Source organism: Micromonospora sp. URMC 103, from assembly GCF_051386435.1.
In the GTDB taxonomy this organism is placed as follows: Bacteria; Actinomycetota; Actinomycetes; order Mycobacteriales; family Micromonosporaceae; genus Micromonospora.
In genome coordinates, this window is record NZ_JBPQTR010000005.1 from 52806 (window position 1) to 76476 (window position 23671).

Consider the following 23671-nt stretch of genomic DNA (forward strand, 5'->3'; position numbering starts at 1 on the left):
CGACGTTATTTCAGGAATTCCCGAACAGCCCGGACGGTCTCCTCCGGGGCGCTCAGGTTGGGGCAGTGCCCGGTGGCGTTCAGCAGCACGAACGTGCTGTTCGGAAGCTGACGGTGGACGTACTCGCCGACCTCGTACGGCGCGATGACGTCGTCGCTGCACTGGAGGACCAGGCTCGGCACCGGGACCTTGGGCAGGTCCGAACGGTTGTCGGACAGGAAGGTGACCCGGGCGAAGTGCCGGGCGATCGCCGGATCGGTCCGGCAGAAGCTGTTGGTCAGCTCGGTCCCGAGCTCCGGGCGCTCCGGGTTGCCCATGATGACCGGCGCCATCGCGGCCGACCAGCCGAGGTAGTTGCTGTCCAGCGATTCGAGCAGCTCGTCGATGTCGGCTCGGCTGAAACCGCCGCGGTAGCCCTCGTCGTCGACGTAGCGGGGGGACGGGCCCACCAGCACCAGGCCGGAGAAGCGGTCGGGCTCAGCGACCGCGGCGAGCACGCCGATCATCGCGCTGACCGAGTGGCCGACGAAGACGACGTCGGACGCGTCCAGCTCCGCCAGGATCTCCAGGACGTCCTCGGCGTAGCCGTGCAGGGACGCGTACCGCTGCGGCCGGTAGGCCGACAGGTCGGAGCCGCCGGCGCCGACGTGGTCGAAGAGCACCACCCGGTGCTCGGCGGCGAACTCCGGGGCGACGAACCGCCACATGTTCTGGTCGCAGCCGAAGCCGTGGGCGAAGACCAGGGTGCGGCCGCCGGTGGCCCCGGTCACCACGACGTTGTTCCGCTTCAGCGCGTTCACGATCGCTGACACTACCGCCGTACCGGGTGCGCGGCCACGCGGGGCGATGTCAGAGGTCGGGGCCGGAGCGGGCGCCTCGACCACGGGGGCGCGTCGCGCCGTCAGCTGGGCGCGGCCTCCGCCACGATGTCGGCGATCGCCTGGAACGGGTCGTACTGGCTGATCTCCTTCGCCAGGACCTCGGCCCGGGAGCGGTAGCCGGGATCCTCCAGCACGCGCCGCACGGCGGCGCGGAGGTCGGCCACCGTGGGCGTGCCGGTGTGCAGGTCGACGCCGGTGCCGCTCCACTCGACGCGGGCGGCCACCTCCGGCTTGTCCTCGCTGGCGCCGGCGACCACCAGCGGGACTCCGTGGTACAGGGCGGTCTGCACGCCGCCGTAACCGCCGTTGGTCACCAGCACGTCAGCGTGCGGCAGCAGCCGGTCGAAGGGTACGAAGCCGGCCAGCCGCACGTTGTCCGGCACCTCGGTCAGTGCCCGCCGTACCCGGTCCGGTCCGTCCTCCCGGGCGGTGGCGGCCACCACGAGGACGTCGAGGTCGGCGAGCGCACGCACCGTGGGGACGACGAGTTCGTCGAGGTCGCCGTTGGCGACGGTCCCCTGGGTGACGACCACGACCGGCCGGCCGGCGGACAGTTCGGGCCACCATTCCGGCTCCTCGTGGTCACCGCCGGCGGCCGGGGGCAGCGTACCGACGAACCGGAGGTTCGGCGGAAGGGCGCGGCGGGGGTACTCGAAGCCGGGCACGGTGAGCTGCAGATAGTGGTCCGTGCGGCGCACGGGTGCCTCGAAGAGAGGATCGGACAGCGTGACGCCCAACGACGCGAACGTCGCCTCGGCGAAGGTCGGCAGCTCGGCGAAGATGGTGAGCGCCTCGGCGTCCAGCGCCGGGCCGGAGGCGGTCGTCTCCGCATCGGGCGACGGGAGGTCGCCGGCACCGGACGTCGGGCCGTCCTGGATCAACAGGGGGATGGCGCCCAGCGTCACAAGCGTCGGGCGTTCCGGCGGCGCGGCGGAGAGGTCGAGCACCGGGATCGACAGGAAGCCGAGGTCACCGATCACCACGTCCGCGGGAAAGTCGGCGAGCAGCTCCCGCAGGCCCCGCACCTGCTCGGGCAGGTGGCCGAGGAAGATGTTGGTGAAGTCGAACGAGAGCTGGGCCGGCCCCGGTGGCAGCGTGGCCCGCAGCGGGAAGTGGGTGTCCAACTCGCGGTCGTCGAGGTCGATCTCCGGCGGCAGTGCCCGGAACCGCGCCCCGGTCGCCCGCGCGCGTCCCGCGAACCGGGATCCGGTGTAGACGACCACGTCGTGACCACGCCGGACCAGGTCCGCCGCCACCGTGAGGACCGGGCTCACGTGTCCCTGAAAGGGAATCGCCGCGGCAACCACCCTCGCCATCCGGGTCTCCTTCGCGCTTTCGAAGCTGTCGATCCCGGCGCGGACCGGCCAGGCACCGTCGACACGTACGCTCCGGCGTGCCCGTTCACGTGACGTGCGTCATGTCGGCGGCCAGCCGGCGCGGGGACGGCCGCCTGGCCGGCGCCGGGCCCGATTGGTAGCCTGCGAGCTGCGCGACTGGCGAGGGTGGGTGACCACCGGGGAGCGCTGACAGCTGGAGCATCGTCCGCCTGGGTGCTCCTCGCCTCGAGGTGAGGAGCCGGACGTGACCGCGACGTTGATGGACGGGCAGACCCTCTCCCGTCAGCTGCTCGATGACACGGCGGGCCGCGCCGCGGCGTTCGCGCGTGCCCACAGGCGCCGGCCCTGCCTGGCGACGGTGCTGGTGGGGGACGACCCCGCCTCCCACACGTACGTGCGGATGAAGGTCAACCGCTGCGCGGCGGTGGGGATCGAGTCGCGCCGCGTCGACCTGCCGTCGGAGACCACCACCGAGCAGCTCGTACGGGTGTTGCGGGACCTGTCCGACGACCGGCAGGTGGACGGCATCCTGTTGCAGCATCCGACGCCGGCGCAGATCGACGAGCGGGCCGCGTTCGAGGCGATCGCCGTCGACAAGGACGTCGACGGGGTGACGGGTGGGTCGTTCGCCGCGATGGCGTTCGGCGAGCCGGGCTTCGTCTCGTGCACGCCGGCGGGCATCATGCGCCTGCTGGACGCCTACGAGGTGCCGCTGCGCGGGCGGCGGGCGGTCGTCGTGGGGCGTAGCGCCATCCTCGGCAAGCCGGCCGGGATGCTGCTGCTGGCCCGGGACGCCACGGTCACGTACTGCCACTCCCGCACGATCGACCTCGCGTCGCACGTCGCCGAGGCCGACGTGGTGGTGGCCGCCGTGGGGCGGCCCGAGCTGGTCCGCGGCGAGTGGATCAAGCCGGGCGCGGTGGTCGTCGACGCCGGTTACAACCCGGGCAACGTGGGCGACGTCGAGTTCGAGGCGGCGGCCGCGCGGGCGAGCCTCATCACCCCGGTGCCCGGTGGGGTGGGCCCCATGACGATCGCCGTGCTGCTGTCCCAGACCGTCGACGCCGCCGAAGCCCACGCCTGACCCCACCCGGCCCCCCGTGGCCGCCGGGCCCATGGGAGGGCGGACTCGTTGTCCTGGGCAACGGAATGCGGGGTAGCGTCGTCGGCGGATCGCCGATGGCGTGCGAGGAGGCTGCGGTGCGGACGACGACGGTGGACGTCGAGACCAGCGACGGGGTGGCGGACGCGTACCTCGTCCGGCCGGACGAGGACGGGCCGTTCCCGGCCGTGCTGGTGTTCATGGACGCGTTCGGGCTGCGGCCCCGGCTGGCCGAGATGGCCGAGCGGATCGCCGAGCGGGGCTACGTGGTGCTGGTGCCGAACCTGTTCTACCGGGCCGGCCGGTCGCCGCTGATCGACCTCTCCCTGCTCGCCGACCCGCAGCAGCGTGGTGCCATCTTCGAGAAGGTCGGCCCGTACGTGGCGGCGCTCACCGGCGAGGTGGTCGCCCGGGACGCCATGGCGTACCTGGACTTCCTGGCCGCCCGCGACGACGTGGCGCCCGGGCCCGTCGCCGTCGTCGGCTACTGCATGGGCGGGATGAACGCGCTGCGGGCCATCGAGGCGTACCCGGACCGGATCGCCGCCCTGGCGAGCTTCCACGCGGGCCGCGTCGTGACCGACGCGCCGGACAGCCCGCACCGGGGCGTCGGCTCGGTCACCGGTGAGCTGTACTTCGCCCACGCCGACCAGGACCGGTCGATGACCGCCGAGCAGATCGCCACGCTGGAGCGGACCCTCGACGACGCCGGGGTGCGCTACCGGTCGGAGGTGTACGAGGGAGCGACGCACGGCTTCACCATGGCCGACACCGCCGAGTACGACGAGCGGGCCACCGAGCGGCACTGGGCGGCCCTGTTCGACCTGCTCGACCGCACGTTCGGCCGCTGACTCCGCCGCCGGCCGGTGGGCGTCCGCCAGCCGACGGCGGGCGCCCCGCGACACGCCACCGGCACACCGCCCGGCATGGGGACGGCGTACCGGGGTAGTTCGCCGGTGTCGGCGTGCTCACGAGGTGAGGTGGCGAATGGCCGGATCGTGGTTGTTGGGCAGCGAGGTGGGCAGGCCGGGGCGGCGGCCCACGGCGCTGCTGGTCGGGGTGCACGAGGAAGAGGGCGGGGACGCCGCCTCGGGCACCGCGATGTCCCTCGCGGAGCTGCGCCGCCTGGCCGACACCGACGGCCTCGCCGTGGCCGACGAGGTCGTGCAGAACCGTCCGAAGCCCGATCCCGCCACCTTCCTCGGCTCCGGCAAGGTCGACGAGTTGGCGGCGCTCGCGGAGCGCACCCGGGCCGACCTTGTGATCGCCGACGGCGAGCTGTCGCCCGGGCAGGTCCGCAACCTGGAGGAACGGGTCGGCGTGCGCGTCGTGGACCGTACGGCGCTGATCCTGGACATCTTCGCCGAACACGCCCGAACCGGCGAGGGCCGGTTGCAGGTGGAGCTGGCGCAGATCGCGTACCAGCTGCCGCGGCTGCGCGGCGACGGCCGGTCGCTGTCGCGGGTGGGTGGTGGCCGTACGGCCGGCGGCGCCGGCATGGGTGTGCGCGGACCGGGTGAGATGCGGTTGGAGACCCAGCGCCGCCGGCTGCGGCAGCGGGCGACCCGCCTGCGCCGCAACGCCGCGGAGCTGGCGCGGCGGCGGGAGCGCACCCGTAACCGGCGGGCCCGCAACCAGGTGCCGTCGGTGTCCATCACCGGCTACACCAACGCCGGGAAGTCGGCGCTGCTCAACCGGCTCACCGGTGCGGACGCCCAGGTGCAGGACGTGCTGTTCGCGACGCTGGACCCCACGGTCCGCCGGTTGACCGTCGGCGGCCTGGCCTTCACGGTCACCGACACGGTGGGTTTCGTCCGGCACCTTCCGCACCAGTTGGTGGACGCGTTCCGCTCGACGCTGGAGGAGGTCACCGGAAGCGACCTGGCGGTGCACGTGGTCGACGCGTCCGCGCCCGACGCGCTCGACCAGATCACCACGGTGCACGGGGTGCTCAGCGAGATCGGCGCCGGTGACGTGCCGGAGCTGCTCGTGCTCAACAAGATCGACGTGGCGCCGTCGGACTGGGTGGACTGCCTGTGCCGGGTCCACCCGGAGGCGGTGCCCGTCTCGGCGCTGACCGGCGCCGGGATCGCCGACCTGCGGACGACGCTGGCGGAGCGGCTGCGCCGGCGCTGACCGTCCACGGTCGTGCCGGGACATTTGCGGTCGGCTGTGAAGTTTCGGCCCCGAACGTGACGGATACATCATGTCGCACCCTTCGATGAAAGGACCCGACATGGTGAGCAGCTCCGGCACCGCCGCTGGCACGAAGCACCCCGTCCGTACGGCCGCCCAGGTCGTCGGCGTGGTCTTCCTGCTGGTCGGTGTGCTCGGCTTCATCCCCGGCATCACCAGCAACTACGACACATTGACGTTCGCCGGCCACGAATCCGAGGCGAAGTTGCTCGGCGTGTTCCAGGTGTCCATCCTGCACAACCTGGTCCACCTCGCGTTCGGCGTGGCGGGGCTGGCGCTGGCCCGCACGGTCTCCGGCGCCCGCAGTTACCTGATCGGCGGCGGCGCCGTCTACCTGGTGCTCTGGCTCTACGGCCTGGTCATCGACCACGAGAGTGGGGCCAACTTCGTCCCGCTCAACGGCGCCGACAACTGGCTGCACCTGCTCCTCGGCCTCGGCATGATCGCCCTGGGCGTCGCGCTGACCCGCGGCCGCGCCGTCGAGCGGAGCTGACCGCCTCCCCGGCCACCCGGTCACGACCGTCCGCCGGCGCCGCACCCACCCCCGGTGCGGCGCCGGCGCACGTCCGGACCCGGGCGTAGCGCCGCGGCCGTGGGACCGGTGATGCGTGAGTCGCCCGCAAGCAGCAGGATGGTTGCGGGCGGTGGCCGCGGGCCGCCGCCGGCCCCGACGCGCTCGGGGCGACGCCGTGGAAGGAGACCCGTGTCGTCCACCCTGCTCTCCCGCCGCGACCTGCGGTTCCTGCTGTACGACTGGCTGGACGTGCCCGCGCTGACCACCCGACCGCGGTACGCCGAGCACTCCCGGGAGACGTTCGACGCGGTGCTGGACCTCGCCGAGCGGGTGGCCACCGAACACTTCGCCCCGCACAACCGCGCCGCCGACCTCGACGAACCCACCTTCGACGGCCGGCACGTGCGTCTCGTCCCCGAGGTCAAGGCCGCGCTGGACGTGTTCGCCGACACCGGACTGCTCGCATCCACACTCGACGAGTCGGTGGGCGGCATGCAGCTGCCGCACTCCGTGGCGGCCGCCTGCTTCGCCTGGTTCCAGGCGGCGAACGTCGCCACCTCGGCGTACCCGATGCTCACCCTCGGCAACGCCAACCTGCTGCTCGCGTACGGCACCGCGGAGCAGGTGGACACGTGGGTGCGCCCCATGCTGGAGGGGCGCTACTTCGGCACCATGTGCCTGTCCGAGCCGCACGCGGGCAGCTCGCTGGCCGACATCACGACCCGGGCCGAGCCGCAGGACGACGGCAGCTACCGGCTGTACGGCACCAAGATGTGGATCTCCGGTGGCGACCACGAGCTGAGCGAGAACATCGTCCACCTGGTGCTGGCCCGCATTCCCGGCGGCCCGCCCGGCGTGAAGGGCATCTCGCTGTTCGTCGTACCCAAGGTGCTGCCCGGCCCCGACGGCGCGCCCGGCGCCCGCAACGACGTCGTGCTGGTCGGCCTCAACCACAAGATGGGCTACCGGGGCACCACCAACACCCTGCTCAGTTTCGGCGACGGCGGGCACGAGCCGCACGGCCGGCCCGGCGCGGTCGGCTACCTGGTGGGCGAGCCGCACCAGGGGCTCGCGCAGATGTTCCACATGATGAACGAGGCGCGGATCGGGGTGGGCGCCGGCGCCACGGCGCTCGGCTACACGGGCTACCTCAAGTCCCTGGCGTACGCGCGGCAACGCCCGCAGGGCCGTCCGCTCGCCGCCAAGGATCCCGCCACGCCGCAGGTGCCCATCGTGGCCCACCCCGACGTGAAACGGATGCTGCTCGCGCAGAAGAGCTACGTGGAGGGCGCGCTGGCGCTCGTGCTCTACTGCGGTCGGCTGCTCGACGAGCAGAGGACCGCGCCCGAGGCGGCCGACCGGGACCGGGCGAGGCTGTTGCTGGACGTGCTCACCCCGATCGTGAAGAGCTGGCCGTCGCAGTGGTGCCTCGCCGCCAACGACCTGGCCATCCAGGTGCACGGTGGCGCCGGCTACACCCGCGACCACGACGTCGAGCAGCACTGGCGCGACAACCGGCTCAACCCGATCCACGAGGGCACCCACGGCATCCAGGCGCTGGACCTGCTGGGCCGCAAGGTGGTCATGCGCAACGGCGCCGGCCTCGCGGCGCTGGCCGCGGCGATCGGGGCGACCGTCGAGCGAGCCCGGCGGGCCGGCGGTGAGGCCGCCGACCTGGCCGGCCGGCTCGACGACGCGGTGGGGCGGGTGGGCGCCGTCACCCGCCGGCTCTGGGGCACCGGTGACCCCGAGACCGCGCTCGCCAACGCGAGCCTCTACCTCGAGGCGGTCGGCCACGTGGTGATCGCCTGGATGTGGCTGGAGCAGCTGCTCGCCGCCGACGCGGCGGCGGCCGCCGGCGGGGGCGACGCGGACCTGTACGCGGGCAAGCGGCACGCCGCGCGCTGGTTCTTCCGCTACGAGTTGCCCCGCACCGGCCCGCAGTTCGACCTGCTGGAGAGCCTGGACCGGACGACCGTGGAGATGCGCGACTCCTGGTTCTGAGGGGACGGCAGCCGGGCGCCCGGGTGCCCGGCAGCCGACGTGCGCCGGCCGGCTCCGCGGGGGCCGGCCCACCAGCCGCGCCGGGCGGGGACGGCCCTTCAGCCGCCGAGCCGGGCGGGGACGGCCCTTCAGCCGCCGAGCCGGGCCACGTAGACGGTGTTGGCCGACTCGCCGCCGGTGAGCGGGTTGGGAAACGGCACGACGTGCGCCCGCGCGGTGGCGAACACCTCGGCGAGGGCCCGCTCGAACTCCGGGTCGGGCGGGTCGTCGGACCAGAGCGCGAACACCCCGCCCGGACGCAGGTGACGGGCGAGACGGCGCAACCCGGCCGGAGTGTAGAACGGCGCGTGCCGCGGGTGCAGCAGGTTGCGCGGCGAGTGGTCGACGTCGAGCAGTACGGCGTCGAAGCGACGGCCCGGGTGGTCGGGGTCGAAACCGTCGCCTTCCGCGGCGGCGAAGAAGTCGGCCCGTACGAGGCGGGTCCGCGGGTCGTCGGCCAGCCCGGCGGCGAACGGCAGCAGGCCCCGGCGGTGCCAGTCGATGACGTCCTCGATCGCCTCGACCACGAGCAGCGACGCCACCCGGTCGTCGGCGAGCGCGGTGCGGGCGGTGTAGCCGAGGCCGAGACCGCCGACCACGACGTCCAGGGCGGCGCCGGCCAGCGGGGCCAGCCCGAGCCGGGCCAGCTCGATCTCCGCGACCGGGAACAGGCTGGACATGAGGAACGCGTCGTCGAGCTTGACCTCGTACACCTCGACCTGCAGCGCGGGGTCGCGGCGCCGCCGCAGGCTGATGTCGCCGATCGGCGTCGCCCGCCAGGCCAGTTCCTCGAAGCGCGCGCTCACGCGGGTCCTTTCTCCGCCGGTTCCGCGCCGGATGCTACTCCGGCGCGAAACGGGCGACGGCCGGCCACGCGGCGCCGCCCCCAGGCATCGGTCGGCCGCGGGCGGGTGCGGAGCGAGCAGGGCAACCCGATCGGGCTCGTCCTGCGGCCCTGACCGGACCTCAGCCGAGGACGAGCGCGACCAGGGTCGCCGCCGCCGCGAGCGTGACGGCGAGCGCGCCGACCGGGCGGCGCAGCGGCGGCCGCCGTGCGAGCACCACCACCAGGGTGCCGGTCGCCGACAGCGCGAGAGCCGCGGCGACGGCGAGCCACACCAGGTCCGCGATCACCGGTGCGTCGGGATCCCCCACCGCCGCCGCGTTGCTGAGCAGCGCCAACCAGCTCACCGGGGCGACCAGCGCGCAGAGCAGGGCCAACGCCGCAGCGCCGTGCGCCGGACCGGGCAGCACCGGGTCGCTGCGGTCGGACCGCTGCCATGGCCGGCCACCGTCGACGGAAGTCACCCGGTGACCGTACGCGCCGACGCGCCGCCGCGGATCGGCCGGGCGGGCGGAGACCGGGGCGGCGACACGGACGGTCCACACCGGATCGACGCAGCGCATATCCTGTGCGCCGACCGAGACACCGGAAGGGATGTCATGGCGTCGCGGCAGGACCAGCTGCACTCGTACCAGTTCACGGTCCAGCGGGCGGTCGCCGCGCTGGTCATGCGGGAGACCGACCCGGCGCAGTCGCCGTTCCTGCGGCTCGCCGGGGCCGCGCTGGCCAGCGTGCTGGTGGCCGCGATCGGCCTGGGCGGCTTCGCGCTCCACGGTCTGTTCACGGGCGGGGGCAGCAGTTGGCGAGATCCGGGTGCCGTGATCGTCGAGAAGGAGTCGGGGGCCCGGTACGTGTTCCGCGACCAGAAGCTGCACCCGGTGCTCAACTACGCGTCGGCGCTGCTCATCGTGGGCGCCGAACGCCCGCGCACGGTGCTGGTCGCCCGCCGGTCGATCGAGGGGGTGCCGCGCGGGTTGCCGCTGGGCATTCCCGACGCGCCGGACTCGCTGCCGGCGCCGGCCCGGCTGTCGACGGCGCCGTGGACGGTCTGCTCGGCGCCGCCCGGCGAGACCGAGCCGTCCGGCCCGCGGTCCGCGCTGCTCGTCGGCGGCGGTGGCGGCGGGGGCCGGCCGCTGGGTGAGGATGCGCTGCTGGTGCGCCACCCCGACGGTGGGCTGCACCTGGTCTGGCGTCAGCGCCGCCACCTGGTCCGCGATCCCACCCGCGTGCTGGCCGCCCTGGCCACCACGCGGGCCCGGGCCGTGCCGGTCGCGCCGGCGCTGCTCAACACCCTGCCGGCGGGCGCCGACCTGGCCCCGCTCGCGCCGCCCGGCCTCGGCGAGGAGTCCGAGCGGGTTCCCGGCGCCCGCATCGGCGACGTCTATCTGGTGCGCAACTCCGGTGGCGGACGGCAGTACGCCGTCGCCGTACGGGACGGCCTGGCCGGCATCACCGAGTGGCAGGCGGGGCTGCTGCTGGCGCGCACGGGCCAGGGCGAGCCCGAGGACATCACGCTCGGCCGGTTCGCGGCGCTGCCGTCCGTGCCCGACCTGGCGCCGTCCGGACCGGCCGCGCCGCCTCCCGCGCCGCCGCGCCTCGCGGCGGTCGACGGTGGCGGGGTCTGCGCGCGGGTCGGTGACGACGCGGGCGTGGCGGAGGTCCGGGTGGGCGTCGCCCTGCCGGCGCTCACCGGCGCGCCGCGGAGCGCGGACCCGGCGGACCGTGGGGTGCGCGCCGACCACGTGCTCGTCGAGGCCGGCCGGGGCGCCGTCGTGGAGGCGGTCGCCGCTCCGGGCGCCTCGGGCGGCGCCGTCTCGGTGGTGACCGACCTCGGTCGGCGGCACGTGGTAGCCGACCCGAGCGTGCTCGGCATGCTCGGCTACCGGGACGTGCGGCCCGCGCGCCTGCCGGCCGGCCTGGTGAGCCTCGTGCCCGCGGGGGCCCCGCTCGACCCGGCGGCGGCGCGGGCCGTCGCCGTGCCTGGCTGAGACGGGCCCGCCGGTCAGCCCTTCTCCGCGCCGCCGGTCAGGCCCTCGGTGAGCAGCCGTTCGCTGGCGAAGAAGAGGAGCACGATGGGCAGGGTGAGGATCACCGAGCCGGCCATCAGCACGGTCTTGGGGACCTCCACCCCGTCGGCGAGTTGCGCGAGCCCCAGCGACACGGTCCACCGGTGTGGCTTGTCGACGAGGAAGAGCAGGGCGAACAGGAACTCGTTCCACGCGATCATGAAGTCGTAGAGGGCGACCGCCATGATCGACGGGGCGGCGAGCGGCAGGCTGATGCGGCGGATGATGCCGAGCCGCCCGGCGCCGTCGATGGCGGCGGACTCCTCGAGGCTCAGCGGAATGGTCTCGAAGTAGTTCTTCAACATGTAGACGGACACCGGCAGGGTCTGCGAGATGTAGACGAGGACCAGCCCGACCAGTGAGCCGCGCAGCCCCGCCCGGGTGAAGACCACGAAGAGCGGGATCGCGATCACGATCGACGGGAACAGGTAGACCGCCAGGAACAGGAAGTCGACCTGGCGGCGGCCGAAGAAGCGTAGCCGGGACACGGCGTACGCGCCGGGAATGGACACGACCAGGGTGAGCAGGGTCGCGGCGAGGGCCACGAGACCGCTGTTGCCGATGAAGGTGAGGAAGCCCTGCCCGCCGTCCTCGGTGGCCTTGAGCACCTCGGCGTACGTGGCGACGGTCAGCTCGCCGAGGCCGACCACCAGCGCGCCGGGGTCGAGCAGCAGCCGCTCGATGGGGCGCACCGACAGCATCAGCATGTAGTAGAAGGGGAAGACGGTGACCAGCAGGAAGGCTGCTATCACCAGCCGGCGCAGCCAGCGCAGGGTCACGGTCTCGACCCGGTCGCGGTCCATCAGTCCACCCTCCGGGCGAAGAAGCGTAGGTAGATCAGGACGAACACGATGAGTACGACGGCCAGCACGACCGCCTGCGCTGCGGCGGCGCCGATGTCGGTGCGGGCCGTGAGGAACTCGTAGACCCGGACGCTCACCACCTCGGTGCCGGCGGCGCCGCCGGTGAGCAGGTACACGTCGTCGAACTTGTTGAAGGTCATGATGAACCGCAGCACGCCGAGCAGCGCGATCACCGGCATGAGCTGCGGCAGCAGGATGTGGCGGAACCGTTGGGTGGGGGTGGCGCCGTCGACCAGCGCGGCCTCCTCCAGGTGGCCGGGCACCGCCTGGAGTCGGGCGAGCAGGAACAGGAACGCGAACGGGAAGTAGCGCCACGACTCGAAGGCGATGACGGTGGCGAGCGCCGTGGAGTCCTGGGTCAGGAACGGGATCGGGCTGTCCCAGCCGAGCAGCCGCTGGCCCCAGTGGTTGACGATGCCGAGCTGCGGGTCGAGCATCACCTGCCAGACGAAGGTCATGGCGACCACCGGGGCCACGTACGGCAGCAGCATCGACGCGCGGACCAGGGTGCGGCCGCGGAACGGGCGGCGGACGACCAGCGCCGCCACGAGACCGATCACGATCGAGCCGGCGGTGCTGCCCACGCTGTAGATGAGCGTGGTGACCAGCGAGTCGGCGAAGCCGGGGGTGTGCAGGACCCGGTCGATGTTGTCGAGCGTGAACTCGCCGAACAGCCCGGTGCGGCGCAGCGTGGCGAGCCGTACGCGCTGGAAGGCCAGCACCACGGTCCACACGATCGGGATGCCGATGACCGCGATGACGACGAGCAGGGTCGGCGCGACCAGCGCGAGCCCGGCCCGGGCCTCGCGCCGGCGCAGGGTCAGCGGCCGGCGGCGGCCGGGCGGTGCGGGCCGCTCCCGGGTGGGGGAGCGGCCGGTGCCCGGCGCGGTGGTGGTCAATTGACGCCCGCCTTGATCGCTTCCACGTCTTTCTTGGCCCGGTTGGCGGCCGCCGCGGCGTCGGACTTGCCGGCGATCACGTCGGCGAGCGCCTTCGGCACGGGCAGCTCGCCGAGGATGGCGCCCACGAGCTTCCCCTGGCCCTGGGTCAGGCCCCAGCGCTGGAAAGTGTCGGGGCTGGTACGCAGGGTGGCGAGGACGTCGTCGCCGTAGACCTCGGCGAGCGGCTTCTTCGCGTCCACGCCGGCCTGGCTGGTGTTCCAGGCGTCGCGGAACTTCTCCGGGGCGTCGGGGGTGCCCGTGCGGACCGGGAACCGCCCCTCGGGTGACATGCCGAACCAGCGCGGGTAGGCGTCGCCGAGCATGTACTCGACGAAGCTCTTGGCGGGGGCGTCGGCCGCGCCGTCCAGCACCGCCCACGAGCTGATCTCGCCGTACTGGGCGGGCTCGGCGCCGTTGGGGCCCTTGATGGCGGTGACGAAGCCGCTGTTCTTCGCGAGGAAGCCGGGGTCGGCCGCGCACTGTGGGCAGCTCGGTTTCGCGTCGTTACGCAACCCGGCCAGCTCGTCGAGGATGAACGGCGACCAGATGAGCATGGCGGCCTTGCCGGCGAAGTAGGTGGCCCGGGTGGTGTCGACGTCCTGACCGCCCTTGACGGATGTGGTGCGCATCAGGTCGCCGTAGAAGCGGAACGCCTCGACGCACGGTGGCGAGTCGAGGGTCACCGCGCCGGAGTCGTCGGTGAGCTGGCAGCCGTTGGCGAGCGCGAGGTGCTCGAACGTCTGCTGGGTGAACACGTCGCCGGGCGCGGTGGCCGCGGTGATCCCGGCGACCCCTCCGGTGTTCAGCCGGGCGGCGGCCGTGGCGATGCGCTCGTACGTGTCGGGGGCGGGGAGGCCGGCGGCGGCGAAGAGGTCCTTGCGGTAGACGAGCAGCTGACCCCAGCCGTCGCTGGGGACGGCGAGCTGCCGGCCGCCGTCGGCGGTGAGCTCCAGCGCGCGGGGCGAGAAGGTCTGCCGACCGAGCGCCTCGACGACCTCGCCGTTGGCGTCGGGGTGCAGCAGCTCGTTGCCGGCGAGCGTGCGGATGCCGGCCAGCGAGACGGAGCCCACCACGTCGGGCAGCTCGCCGGCGGCGGCGCTGGACGCGATGAGCGAGGGGAACTGGTCCTCGTTGACGGTGACCAGCTCGACCTTGATCCCCGTCCGGGCGGTGAAGTCGGCGATGATCGCCCGGGTGGCCGTGACGCGGTCGGCCACGTCCTCCAGGCTCCACACGGTGATGTTCTTGTCGTTGCTCTCGGGCTCGTCGTCACCGCAGGCCAGCAGGGTGGTCCCGGCCAGTGCCATGATCAGGGTGGCGGCGAGGGTCCGCATCGGAGTGAATGACATCGACGGCACTCCTCTCGAAGGGTACAACCGGGATTGAACCCCTTCGATTGATCAATTACAAGACATATGCCGATTTTTTGTTCTAGGATGGAACCCAGTGCTACCGGGATGTGACTCATGGTCAACTGGGTTGTCTCCTTGGCCGGGCCCCGCAGGATCAGCCTCGAGCCCTGCGCCCCGGATCCGCTCGGCCCGGGCCAGGTCCGCGTCCGCACCCGTTTCTCCGGCATTTCGGCCGGCACCGAGCTGACCCTCTACCGGGGCAGCAACCCCCGCCTCAACAAGGACTGGGACGACGTCGCCCGGATGTTCGTGCCGCGCCAGGCGCCCGTGCCGTACCCGCTCGTGGGCTTCGGCTACGAGGAGGTCGGCGAGATCGTCGAGGTGGCGCCCGAGGTGGCCGACCGGCACCCCGGGCAGGTCGTGTGGGGCATCTGGGGGCACCGGGCCGAGGCCGTCCTGCCCGCCGACGCGGTCCAGCCCCTGCCGCCCGGGCTCGACCCGCTCGCCGCCGTCTTCGCCCGCCCCGGCGCCATCGCGCTCACCGCGGTGCTCGCCGGCGACCTGCACCTCGGCGACTGGGTGGGCGTCTTCGGGCAGGGCGTCATGGGGCTGCTCGCCACCCGGCTCGCGGTGCTCTCGGGGGCCCGCGTGGTCGCCGTCGACCGTGTCGCCAGCCGGCTCGACCACGCCGCCCGCTACGGCGCCCGGATGACCGTGGACGCGGACAGCGGGTCGGCCGCCAGCGTGCTGCGCGGCGCCACCGGTGGCCGGGGCGCCGACGTCTGCCTCGAACTGTCCGGGGCGTACCCGGCGCTGCACGAGGCCATCCGGGCCACCACCCACGCCGGCCGCGTCGTGGCCGCCGGCTTCTACCAGGGGCAGGCCGACGGCCTCGGCCTCGGCGAGGAGTTCCACCACAACCGGATCCAGCTCGTGGCGGCCCAGGTCTCCGGGCCCACCCCGGTGCCCGGCATGGCCGGCCGGTGGACCGGGGCCCGGGTCGCGCAGACCTTCATGGAGCTGGTGGCCGAGGGCAACGTGGACCCGCTGCCGCTGGTGAGTCACGTCGTGCAGGCGGGCGCGGTGGCCGACGCGCTGGCGCTGCTCGACCGCGGTGACGGTGACGTCCTCCAAGTGGTGCTGGAGTTCCCATGACCATTCCCATCGCCTGCCAGGAGCAGCTCCTGCCGGGCACCGACCTGCTCCAGAAGTACGCGCTCGCGGCCGCGCTCGGCTACGACGGGATCGAGCTGCGCGGGCGCGGCGACCTGGCCTTCGCCCGCCGGCTGCCGGAACTGCGCCGGGCCCGCGCCGCCGGCGTAGTGATGCCCACCGTCTGCGTCGAGATGGACCACTTCATCGGCGACTTCGACCCGGGCCGTGCCGCCGACGCCGTACGCAACCTGCGGTCCCAGCTCTCCGTCATCGCCGAGCTGGGCGGCGTCGGCGTCATGACCCCCGCCGCGTGGGGCATGTTCTCCCGGCGGCTGCCGCCGTTCGAGCCGCCCCGACCTCCCGCGGGCGACCGGCAGGTGCTCGTCGACGCCCTCGGCGTCCTCGGCGAACACGCCCGCGCCGAGGGGGTGACGCTCTTCCTGGAGCCGCTCAACCGCTACGAGGACCACATGGTCAACCGCCTGGACGAGGCCGTCGCGCTCTGCGCCGCGGTCGGGCTGCCCACGGTGCGGGTCGTGGCCGACACGTTCCACATGAACATCGAGGAGGACGACGTGCACCGGGCGCTGCGCGGCGCCGCGCCGTACCTGGGGCACGTCCAGGTCAGCGACTCCAACCGGCACCAGCCGGGCGCCGGGCACCTCGACTGGCCGGCGCTCGTGCGCACCCTGCTCGAGATCGGCTACCGGGGGTGGCTGGCGCTCGAGTGCCGGCTGCGCGGCGACCCGGTCCGGGCGTTGCAGCAGGCCGCCACGGTGCTGCGGCACGCCGAGCCCCGAGCGGCGGCGGCGTGAGCCCGGCAGCCGGTACGGCGGCCGGCGGCCCCGGCGGGGATCCCGAGCTGCTGCGGCGGCTCGCCGTGGCGACTCTCGACGCCAACTGGGAGCACGACCACACGGTGCCGTCGCGGACCCTCTACCCGCACCAGTGGAGCTGGGACTCCGCGTTCACCGCCGTCGGGCTGGCCCACGTCCGCCCCGAGCGCGCCTGGCGGGAGCTGGAGAGCCTGTTCCGGGCCCAGTGGGCCGACGGCCGCGTGCCGCACATCGTGTTCAACCCGCGGCTGCCGGTCGGCGCGTACTTTCCCGGGCCCGAGTTCTGGGCGTCGACGCGGGCCGACGCCGCGCCGGCCGCGCCCACCTCGGGGATCGTCCAGCCGCCCGTGCACGGGCTCGCGGCCTGGCTCGCGTACTCCCGGGCGCCCTCGGACGCGGCCCGCACCGCGCTGCGCCGGCTCTATCCCCGACTGGTGGCCCAGCAGCGCTACCTCGCCACGCGCCGCAACGTGGGCGGCGGCGGCCTCGCCTGCCTCGTGCACCCCTGGGAGTCCGGGCTGGACAACAGCCCCGCCTGGGACGCGCCCATGGCGGCGGTGCCCGCCGAGGCGGCGGTCATGCGCGCGTACCGCCGGCACGACACCGCGCACGCACCGGCCGCGCACCGCCCCACGGACCTCGACTACGCGCGGTACGTGGCGATCGTCGCCTCCTACCGCGACGGCGGCTACCGCGACGACGACCTCGCGGGGCGGCACCCGTTCCTGGTGGAGTGCCCGCTGTTCAACGCCGCGGCCGGCGCCGCCGAGCACGCCCTGGCCCGGATCGCCCCGCTGGTCGACGCGGACCCGGGCCCGCACCGCGAGCGGGCGGCCCGGATCACCGAGGCGCTCGTGCGCCGGCTGTACGACCCGGCGACCGGGACCTTCCAGCCCCGCGACCTGCGGACCGGGCGGCTGGTGCCGGCCCGTACGGTGCTGGGGCTGGCGCCGCTGATCCTGCCCGACCTGCCGGCGCCCCACGCCGAGGCGGTGGTCGCCGAGGCCTGCTCGGTCCGGTTCGGTCTGGCGGGGCGGATGGACCGGCCGCTGCCCAGCTACGACCGCACGGCGCCGGACTTCGAGCCGCTGCGCTACTGGCGGGGCCCGAGCTGGATGAACATCAACTGGCTGGTCCGCCGCGGCCTGCTCACACACGGCCGGCCGGACCTGGCCGCGGGGCTGGGCCGGTCGATGGCCGGCCTGGTCGCCACGGCCGGCTGCCACGAGTACTTCCATCCGGACACCGGCGCGGGCCTCGGCTCGCCGGCGTTCGGCTGGACCGCCGCGCTCCTGCTCGACCTGCTGGCCGACGAGCGGGAACCGGGCCGCCGGGACGAGTACGTGATCAACTGCACCCCGGCACGCCGTGGTGACGCGGACCACCGAGTTGGCGGGAGTCCACAAACTTCGCCGCCGGCAGGTGGAGGGTCCGGCGGTTTCCGTACCGGGCGGTAGCGGCGAAGGTGGTAGGCGGGGATTCCTGACCGAGGGAGTCCCCGTTCTGTTGTGACGGAACCTCTGGGAGGCTTACTCGGTGTTCAGCCGCATCGCCATCGTCAACCGGGGAGAAGCCGCCATGCGGCTGATCCACGCCGTCCGCGAGCTCAACGCCGAGACCGGTGCCCCGCCGATCGAGACCATCGCGCTCTACACCGAGGCCGAGCGCACCGCGACCTTCGTCCGCGAGGCCGACGACAGCTACTGTCTCGGCCCCGCGTCGGCGCGCCCATACCTGGACCACCGGGTGCTGGAGCGTGCGCTGGTCGAGACGCGCGCCGACGCGGCGTGGGTGGGCTGGGGTTTCGTGGCGGAGGACCCGGCCTTCGCCGAGCTCTGCGAGAAGACCGGGGTCACCTTCATCGGGCCGAGCGCCGAAGCGATGCGCACGCTCGGTGACAAGATCGGCGCGAAGCTGATCGCCGAGGAGGTCGGCGTCCCCGTGGCGCCGTGGAGCCGCGGCGCCGTGGCGAGCCTCGACGCGGCCAAGCGCGCGGCGGCGGAGATCGGCTATCCGCTGATGCTCAAGGCGACCGCGGGCGGCGGCGGGCGGGGCATCCGGGTCGTCCGCAGCGACGAGGAGCTGACCGAGGCGTACGAGCGTACGAGCCTGGAGGCCGAGCGCGCCTTCGGCAGCGGGGTCGTGTTCCTGGAACGCCTCGTGACCGGTGCGCGGCACGTCGAGGTGCAGGTGATCGCCGACGGCCAGGGCACCGCGTGGGCGCTGGGCGTCCGGGACTGCTCGGTGCAGCGGCGCAACCAGAAGGTCATCGAGGAGTCCGCCTCGCCCGTGCTCGCCCCCGAGCAGGTCCGCGAGCTGAAGGCGGCGGCCGAGCGGCTCGCGCTGGCCGTGGGCTACCGGGGCGCCGCCACTGTCGAGTTCCTCTACCACCCGGGCGAGCAGCTGCTCGCGTTCCTCGAGGTCAACACCCGGCTCCAGGTCGAGCACCCGATCACCGAGGCCACCACCGATTTCGACCTGGTCAAGGCGCAGATCCACGTGGCCGCCGGCGGCCGGCTCGGCGAGCGGCTCCCCACCGAGGCGGGGCACGCCGTCGAGGCGCGGCTCAACGCCGAGGACCCGGACCGCGACTTCGCGCCGTCGCCGGGGCGGATCGTCCGGCTGGTGCTGCCCAGCGGGCCGGGCATCCGGGTGGACACGGGCGTCAGCGAGGGGGACGTGATCCCCGCCGACTTCGACTCGATGATCGCCAAGATCATCGCGTACGGCCGTACCCGCGACGAGGCCCTCGGCCGGCTGCGCCGCGCCGTGGCCGAGACCACCGTGATCATCGAGGGCGGCGCCACCAACAAGAGCTTCCTGCTCGACCTGCTCGACCAGCCCGAGGTCGTCGACGCCACCGCCGACACCGGCTGGATCGACCGGGTCCGCGCGGAGGGCCGGCTGGTGTCCACCCGGCACTCCGGCGTGGCGCTGGCCGCGGCCGCGATCGAGGCGTACGAGGACGAGGCGCTCGTCGAGCGGCAGCGTCTGCTCTCCACGGCGCACGGCGGCCGCCCGCAGGTGCAGCACGAGAGCGGCCGGCCGATCGACCTGAAGCTCCGCGGCGCGAGCTACCGGGTGACCGTCGCGCAGACCGGGCCGCACCGGTTCCGCGTCGGCGTCGGAACGGCCGCCAGCGTCGACGTCGAGATCGAGCGGTTCGACGAGCACACCGGCCGGATCCTCGTCAACGGCCGGCGCTTCCGGCTCGTCACCGACACGCACGGCCCGATCCACCTCGTCGAGGTGGACGGCGTCACCCACCGCGTCAGCCGGGACGAGGGCGGCGTGCTGCGCTCCCCGGCGCCCGCGCTGGTCGTCGCGACCCCGCTCGAGGTGGGGGACGAGGTCGAGGCGGGCGCGCCCGTGCTCGTCCTGGAGAGCATGAAGATGGAGACGGTGCTGCGCGCGCCGTTCACGGCCAAGGTGCGGGAGTGCCTGGTGGCCGTGGGCAGCCAGGTCGAGACCGGGGCGCCGCTGCTGCGGCTGGAGCCGGTCGGCGACGAGGCCGCGGGCGAGGCCGCCGAGACCGAGGCCGTGGACCTGGACCTGCCGCCCGAGCCGGCCAACCTGTCCGCCGAGGCCCGGGTCGCCCGGGGCATCGCCGACCTGCGCAGCCTGCTGCTCGGCTACGACGCCGACCCGCACGACGAGCGGCGGGCGCTGTCGAGCTACCTGGCCGCGCGGGCCGAACTCGACCACCGACCGCTGGAGCAGGAGGTCGAGCTGCTCCAGGTGTTCGCCGACCTGTCCGAGCTGAGCCGCAACCGGCCGGCCGGTGAGGAGACCCGGGCCGACACCCGGGTGCACAGCCCGCGCGAGTACTTCCACACCTACCTGCAGAGCCTCGACGTCGAGCGCGCCGGGCTGTCGGACACCTTCCGCAACCGGCTCGCCCGGGTGCTCGCCCACTACGGCGTGGACGACTTCGAGCGCACGCCGGAGCTGGAAGAGGCAGTGTTCCGGATCTTCCTCGCCCAGCAGCGGGCGTCGGCCGACGTCACCGTGGTCGTCACGTTCCTGCAGCGGTGGCTCACCGAGCCGGTTCCCGCCGACGGGCTGCGCGAGCTGGTGGGCCAGGCGCTGGAGCACCTCATCTTCGCCACGCAGCTCCGGTTCCCGGTGGTCGGCGACCTGGCCCGCAGCATCGTGTTCCGCTGGGCCGCCCAGCCGATGCTGCGCCGCAAGCGCGCCGAGGTGTACGCGGCCGTCCGCGGTCACCTCCGCCACCTCGACCGCAACCCCGACGCGCCGGACCGCGCCGAGCGGATCGCCTGGATGGTGGCCTCGCCCGAGCCGCTGGTCCGGCTGCTCGGCCAGCGCATCGGCAAGCCGCACGTCGACCACGGCCCGATGCTCGAGGTGCTGAGCCGCCGGTACTACGGCAACCGGGGCTCGAGCGACGCGCGGTGCGTCGAGGTGGCCGGCCACTCGTTCTTCACGGCCGAGTACGACCGTGACGGCGAGCGCTTCCGGCTCGTCGCGGCGGCCACGGACGTCGACGAGCTGCCCGCCGTCCTCGCCACGATCGCGGGCCTGTGCACCGCCGAGTCCGTCGTGGACGTGTATGTCGCCTGGACCGACCAGCCCGACACCGACACGATGGCCGCGACCCTGCGGGAGGTCGTCGACCGTGCCGGGCTGCTGGACGTGCTCCAGCGGGTGACGATCTCGGTGGCCGGGCGCAACGGCACGGCCATGCACCACCACTTCACGTTCCGGCCCGGGCTCGGCGAGGACCGCGTCATCCGCGGGCTGCACCCGCTGATCGCCCAGCGCCTGCAACTGCCGCGGCTGCGGAACTTCGACCTGACCCGCCTGCCGTCCGCCGACGAGGAGGTCTACGTCTTCCACTGCGTGGCCCCGGACAACCCGGCCGACGAGCGGCTCGCGGCCATGGCCCAGGTCCGGGACCTCACCCCGCTGCGCGACGCCGACGGCCGGATCCTCGCGCTGCCTGCGGCCGAGGGCGCGCTGGACGCGTGTCTCGACGCAATCCGCACGGTCCAGGCGCAGCGGCCCGCCAAGAAGCGGTTCGACACCAACCGGATCACCATCTACGTCTGGCCGCCGAGCGAGCTGACCATCGAGGAGCTGAAGGCCGTCGCGCAGCGCGTGCTGCCGAGGACCGCCGGCGCGGGCCTGGAGGAGGTCCTGTTCCTCGGCCGCCAGCGTGACGACACCACGGGCGAGCTGATCGACATCGCCGTCAAGATCTCCTACGACGCGGGCATGCGGGTGTCGGTCACCGAGCCGACGGCCGAGCTGATCCCGCCGGTCGACGGCTACCGGCAGAAGGTGCTCTCGGCGCGCCGGCGCGGCACGACGTACCCGTACGAGCTGACCGACATGCTGGCCGGCCAGGGCGGCACCTTCACCGAGTACGACCTGGACGACACCGGGAAGCTGGTCCCCGTCGAACGGCCGAAGGGGCAGAACCGGGCGGGCATCGTGGCCGGCGTGGTGAGCACGCCGACCGAGCGGTACCCCGAGGGCGTCACCCGGGTCGTGCTGCTCGGCGACCCGACCCGGGCGCTGGGCGCGCTGGCCGAGCCGGAGTGCGCGCGGGTGATCGCCGCACTCGACCTGGCCGAGCGGATGCGCGTACCGGTCGACTGGTTCGCCCTGTCGGCGGGCGCGCGGATCTCGATGAGCTCGGGCACCGAGAACATGGACTGGGTGGCCGCCGCGCTCAAGCGGATCGTCGAGTTCACCCAGGACGGCGGCGAGATCAACATCGTGGTCGCCGGGATCACCGTGGGGGCGCAGCCGTACTGGAACGCCGAGGCCACGATGCTCATGCACACCAAGGGCATCCTCGTGATGACCCCGGACTCGGCCATGGTGCTCACCGGCAAGCAGTCGCTGGACTTCTCCGGCGGCGTGTCGGCCGAGGACAACTTCGGCATCGGCGGCTACGACCGGGTCATGGGCCCCAACGGCCAGGCCCAGTACTGGGCGCCGGACCTGCGGGCCGCCCGCAACCTGCTGATGGCGCACCACGACCACGCGTACATCGCGCCCGGAGAGAGCCGGCCGCGTCGCGCGGTCACGTCCGACCCGGTCGACCGGGACATCTCCGACTACCCGCACGACGTGCCGGACAGCGACTTCACGACCGTCGGGCAGATCTTCTCCCGGGAGCGCAACCCGGACCGGAAGAAGGCGTTCGACATCCGTACGCTGATGCGCGCCCTGGCCGACCAGGACCACACGGTCCTCGAACGCTGGGCGGGCATGGCCGACGCGGAGACCGCGGTGGTCCAGGACGTGCACCTCGGCGGCATCCCGGTCTGCCTGCTCGGCATCGAGTCCCGGTCCGTGCCGCGGCGCGGGTTCCCGCCCACCGACGGCCCGGACACGTACACGGCGGGCACCCTCTTCCCGCGCTCGTCGAAGAAGGCCGCCCGGGCGATCAACGCGGCCAGCGGGAACCGGCCGCTCGTCGTGCTCGCCAACCTGTCCGGCTTCGACGGTTCGCCCGAGTCGATGCGGCGGCTGCAACTGGAGTACGGCGCGGAGATCGGCCGGGCCATCGTGAACTTCCGGGGCCCCATCGTGTTCTGCGTGATCTCGCGGTACCACGGCGGCGCGTTCGTGGTGTTCTCGAAGGCGCTCAACCCGAACATGACCGTGCTCGCCGTGGAGGGCTCGTTCGCCTCCGTCATCGGCGGGGCGCCCGCGGCGGCCGTCGTGTTCGCCGGCGACGTCAACGCCCGTACGGCGAAGGACCCGCGCGTGGTCGACCTGGAGGCGCGGATCGCCGCGGCCACCGGAGGCGAGCGGGCGGCGCTGGCCGCGGAGCTCATGGAGGTCCGGGCCGCGGTCCGGGCCGAGAAGCTGGGCGAGGTGGCCGCGGAGTTCGACAGCGTGCACAGCATCCAGCGCGCGGTCGAGGTCGGCTCCGTGGACGCCATCGTCCGGCCCGAGGAGCTGCGTCCGCAGATCATCGCGGCCATCGAGCGGGGTCTCGCCGTCGCCTGACGGGACGGGCGGTGCCGGTCGCACCGGGGTTCGCCACGGCGGCCCCGGTGCGGCCGGTGACCACGACGGTCCGCGCGCGTGCCGCGGGCGCGGGCCGGGGGAACGGCCGCGGCGGAGGGGGAGACGTTCGGTGCGCGAGATCGACAAGGTGGCCTGGATCCTGCTCGTGGACGGGCGGATCCTGAGCACCCGCTCGCACGGCCGGGACGTCTGGTACCTGCCGGGTGGCAAGCGTGAGCCGGGCGAGACCGACCGGGACACCCTGCGCCGGGAGATCGCCGAGGAGTTGAGTGTGGCGGTCGACGCGGAGGGCGCGGTGCGGCTCGGCACGTTCACCGCGCCCGCGCACGGCCAACCGGCCGGCACGACGGTGCGGATGACCTGCTACCGCGCCGGCTACCAGGGGACCCTGCGGCCGGCCGCGGAGATCGCCGAGGCGGCGTGGCTGACGTACGCCGACCGTCCCCGGGTCTCGCCGGTCGACCAGATCATCTTCGATCACCTGCACGACGCGGACCTGCTGCGCTGAGCGCCGGTCACCTCCACGGCCACGC

18 protein-coding genes and 1 riboswitch are annotated in these 23671 nt (G+C 73.7%); of the genes, 11 read left to right on the forward strand and 7 right to left on the reverse strand.

What is annotated here, in order from left to right; translation table 11 throughout:
- Positions 1 to 5: 5 nt before the first annotated feature.
- Both ACSNOA_RS13630 and ACSNOA_RS13635 read right to left on the reverse strand, forming a co-directional pair.
- Entirely contained in the window at positions 6 to 800 is a 795-nt protein-coding gene (locus ACSNOA_RS13630) for an alpha/beta fold hydrolase (RefSeq protein WP_436658442.1), read from the reverse strand.
- A 101-nt stretch (positions 801 to 901) separates the two neighbouring features.
- Positions 902 to 2197 carry a glycosyltransferase gene (locus ACSNOA_RS13635; RefSeq protein ID WP_436658443.1) on the reverse strand — a complete coding sequence of 432 codons (1296 nt, stop codon included), beginning with the start codon at positions 2195 to 2197 and terminating at the stop codon, positions 902 to 904.
- 163 nt (positions 2198 to 2360) lie between these two features.
- Positions 2361 to 2440, forward strand: a riboswitch (ZMP/ZTP riboswitch).
- Positions 2441 to 2462: 22 nt separating this feature from the next.
- Between ACSNOA_RS13635 and ACSNOA_RS13640 the strand changes: the two genes are divergently transcribed.
- The 5 genes from ACSNOA_RS13640 (at position 2463) to ACSNOA_RS13660 (ending at position 8034) form a co-directional block, all read left to right on the forward strand.
- Complete coding sequence (locus tag ACSNOA_RS13640; protein WP_436658444.1) at positions 2463 to 3302, forward strand: bifunctional 5,10-methylenetetrahydrofolate dehydrogenase/5,10-methenyltetrahydrofolate cyclohydrolase; 840 nt, start codon at positions 2463 to 2465, stop codon at positions 3300 to 3302.
- 116 nt (positions 3303 to 3418) lie between these two features.
- A complete protein-coding gene (locus ACSNOA_RS13645) occupies positions 3419 to 4171 on the forward strand; it encodes a dienelactone hydrolase family protein (RefSeq protein WP_436658445.1) in 753 nt (250 codons plus the stop codon).
- Between the two features lie 136 nt (positions 4172 to 4307).
- On the forward strand, positions 4308 to 5456 hold the full coding sequence (gene hflX, locus ACSNOA_RS13650; protein WP_436658446.1) for a GTPase HflX: 1149 nt from the start codon (positions 4308 to 4310) through the stop codon (positions 5454 to 5456).
- A 100-nt stretch (positions 5457 to 5556) separates the two neighbouring features.
- Positions 5557 to 6009, forward strand: coding sequence for a DUF4383 domain-containing protein (locus ACSNOA_RS13655; RefSeq protein WP_436658447.1), 453 nt, complete (start codon positions 5557 to 5559; stop codon positions 6007 to 6009).
- A gap of 210 nt (positions 6010 to 6219) precedes the next feature.
- The gene (locus tag ACSNOA_RS13660; protein ID WP_436658448.1) at positions 6220 to 8034 is read left to right on the forward strand and encodes an acyl-CoA dehydrogenase; all 1815 of its coding nucleotides are present in this window, start codon (positions 6220 to 6222) and stop codon (positions 8032 to 8034) included.
- Between the two features lie 128 nt (positions 8035 to 8162).
- Here the strand turns inward: ACSNOA_RS13660 and ACSNOA_RS13665 are convergent, their stop codons facing one another.
- Entirely contained in the window at positions 8163 to 8879 is a 717-nt protein-coding gene (locus tag ACSNOA_RS13665; protein ID WP_436658449.1) for a spermidine synthase, read from the reverse strand.
- Positions 8880 to 9039: 160 nt separating this feature from the next.
- Positions 9040 to 9381, reverse strand: a complete 342-nt coding sequence (locus tag ACSNOA_RS13670) for a hypothetical protein (protein WP_436658450.1) — start codon at positions 9379 to 9381, stop codon at positions 9040 to 9042.
- Between the two features lie 135 nt (positions 9382 to 9516).
- On the opposite strand from ACSNOA_RS13670, the gene eccB reads away from it, so the two are divergent.
- Positions 9517 to 10905 carry a type VII secretion protein EccB gene (eccB, locus tag ACSNOA_RS13675; protein ID WP_436658451.1) on the forward strand — a complete coding sequence of 463 codons (1389 nt, stop codon included), beginning with the start codon at positions 9517 to 9519 and terminating at the stop codon, positions 10903 to 10905.
- Between the two features lie 14 nt (positions 10906 to 10919).
- Here the strand turns inward: eccB and ACSNOA_RS13680 are convergent, their stop codons facing one another.
- From ACSNOA_RS13680 to ACSNOA_RS13690, 3 genes are read right to left on the reverse strand one after another with little or no spacing between them, the layout of a single operon-like run.
- On the reverse strand, positions 10920 to 11786 hold the full coding sequence (locus ACSNOA_RS13680; protein WP_436658452.1) for a carbohydrate ABC transporter permease: 867 nt from the start codon (positions 11784 to 11786) through the stop codon (positions 10920 to 10922).
- Positions 11786 to 12745, reverse strand: a complete 960-nt coding sequence (locus ACSNOA_RS13685; protein WP_436658453.1) for a carbohydrate ABC transporter permease — start codon at positions 12743 to 12745, stop codon at positions 11786 to 11788. Before ACSNOA_RS13685 ends, ACSNOA_RS13680 begins: the two co-directional genes overlap by 1 nt.
- Positions 12742 to 14136: an ABC transporter substrate-binding protein gene (locus ACSNOA_RS13690; RefSeq protein ID WP_436658454.1), complete on the reverse strand. Its 1395-nt coding sequence runs from the start codon at positions 14134 to 14136 to the stop codon at positions 12742 to 12744. The genes ACSNOA_RS13685 and ACSNOA_RS13690 overlap by 4 nt, the downstream gene beginning before the upstream one ends.
- A 117-nt stretch (positions 14137 to 14253) precedes the next feature.
- Here ACSNOA_RS13690 and ACSNOA_RS13695 point away from each other — a divergent pair, with 117 nt between their 5' ends.
- The 5 genes from ACSNOA_RS13695 to ACSNOA_RS13715 all read left to right on the forward strand — a co-directional run bounded on the left by ACSNOA_RS13695 (position 14254) and on the right by ACSNOA_RS13715 (position 23646).
- Positions 14254 to 15294, forward strand: coding sequence for a zinc-dependent alcohol dehydrogenase (locus tag ACSNOA_RS13695; RefSeq protein ID WP_436658455.1), 1041 nt, complete (start codon positions 14254 to 14256; stop codon positions 15292 to 15294).
- On the forward strand, positions 15291 to 16109 hold the full coding sequence (locus ACSNOA_RS13700) for a TIM barrel protein (RefSeq protein ID WP_436658456.1): 819 nt from the start codon (positions 15291 to 15293) through the stop codon (positions 16107 to 16109). The genes ACSNOA_RS13695 and ACSNOA_RS13700 overlap by 4 nt, the downstream gene beginning before the upstream one ends.
- Positions 16106 to 17587: an MGH1-like glycoside hydrolase domain-containing protein gene (locus ACSNOA_RS13705; RefSeq protein WP_436658457.1), complete on the forward strand. Its 1482-nt coding sequence runs from the start codon at positions 16106 to 16108 to the stop codon at positions 17585 to 17587. Before ACSNOA_RS13700 ends, ACSNOA_RS13705 begins: the two co-directional genes overlap by 4 nt.
- 79 nt (positions 17588 to 17666) lie before the next feature.
- Complete coding sequence (locus ACSNOA_RS13710; RefSeq protein WP_436658458.1) at positions 17667 to 23117, forward strand: biotin carboxylase N-terminal domain-containing protein; 5451 nt, start codon at positions 17667 to 17669, stop codon at positions 23115 to 23117.
- Positions 23118 to 23247: 130 nt separating this feature from the next.
- Entirely contained in the window at positions 23248 to 23646 is a 399-nt protein-coding gene (locus ACSNOA_RS13715; RefSeq protein ID WP_436658459.1) for an NUDIX hydrolase, read from the forward strand.
- Positions 23647 to 23671 lie beyond the last annotated feature (25 nt).

What these genes read in the sequence shown, in the direction of transcription:
- hflX (WP_436658446.1), top strand. Translation starts at nt 4,308, where the DNA reads ATGGCCGGATCGTGGTTGTTGGGCAGCGAGGTGGGCAGGCCGGGGCGG.
- ACSNOA_RS13655 (WP_436658447.1), top strand. Translation starts at nt 5,557, where the DNA reads ATGGTGAGCAGCTCCGGCACCGCCGCTGGCACGAAGCACCCCGTCCGT.
- ACSNOA_RS13695 (WP_436658455.1), top strand. Translation starts at nt 14,254, where the DNA reads ATGGTCAACTGGGTTGTCTCCTTGGCCGGGCCCCGCAGGATCAGCCTC.
- ACSNOA_RS13680 (WP_436658452.1), bottom strand. Translation starts at nt 11,786, where the DNA reads ATGGACCGCGACCGGGTCGAGACCGTGACCCTGCGCTGGCTGCGCCGG.
- ACSNOA_RS13690 (WP_436658454.1), bottom strand. Translation starts at nt 14,136, where the DNA reads ATGTCATTCACTCCGATGCGGACCCTCGCCGCCACCCTGATCATGGCA.
- eccB (WP_436658451.1), top strand. Translation starts at nt 9,517, where the DNA reads ATGGCGTCGCGGCAGGACCAGCTGCACTCGTACCAGTTCACGGTCCAG.
- ACSNOA_RS13700 (WP_436658456.1), top strand. Translation starts at nt 15,291, where the DNA reads ATGACCATTCCCATCGCCTGCCAGGAGCAGCTCCTGCCGGGCACCGAC.
- ACSNOA_RS13635 (WP_436658443.1), bottom strand. Translation starts at nt 2,197, where the DNA reads ATGGCGAGGGTGGTTGCCGCGGCGATTCCCTTTCAGGGACACGTGAGC.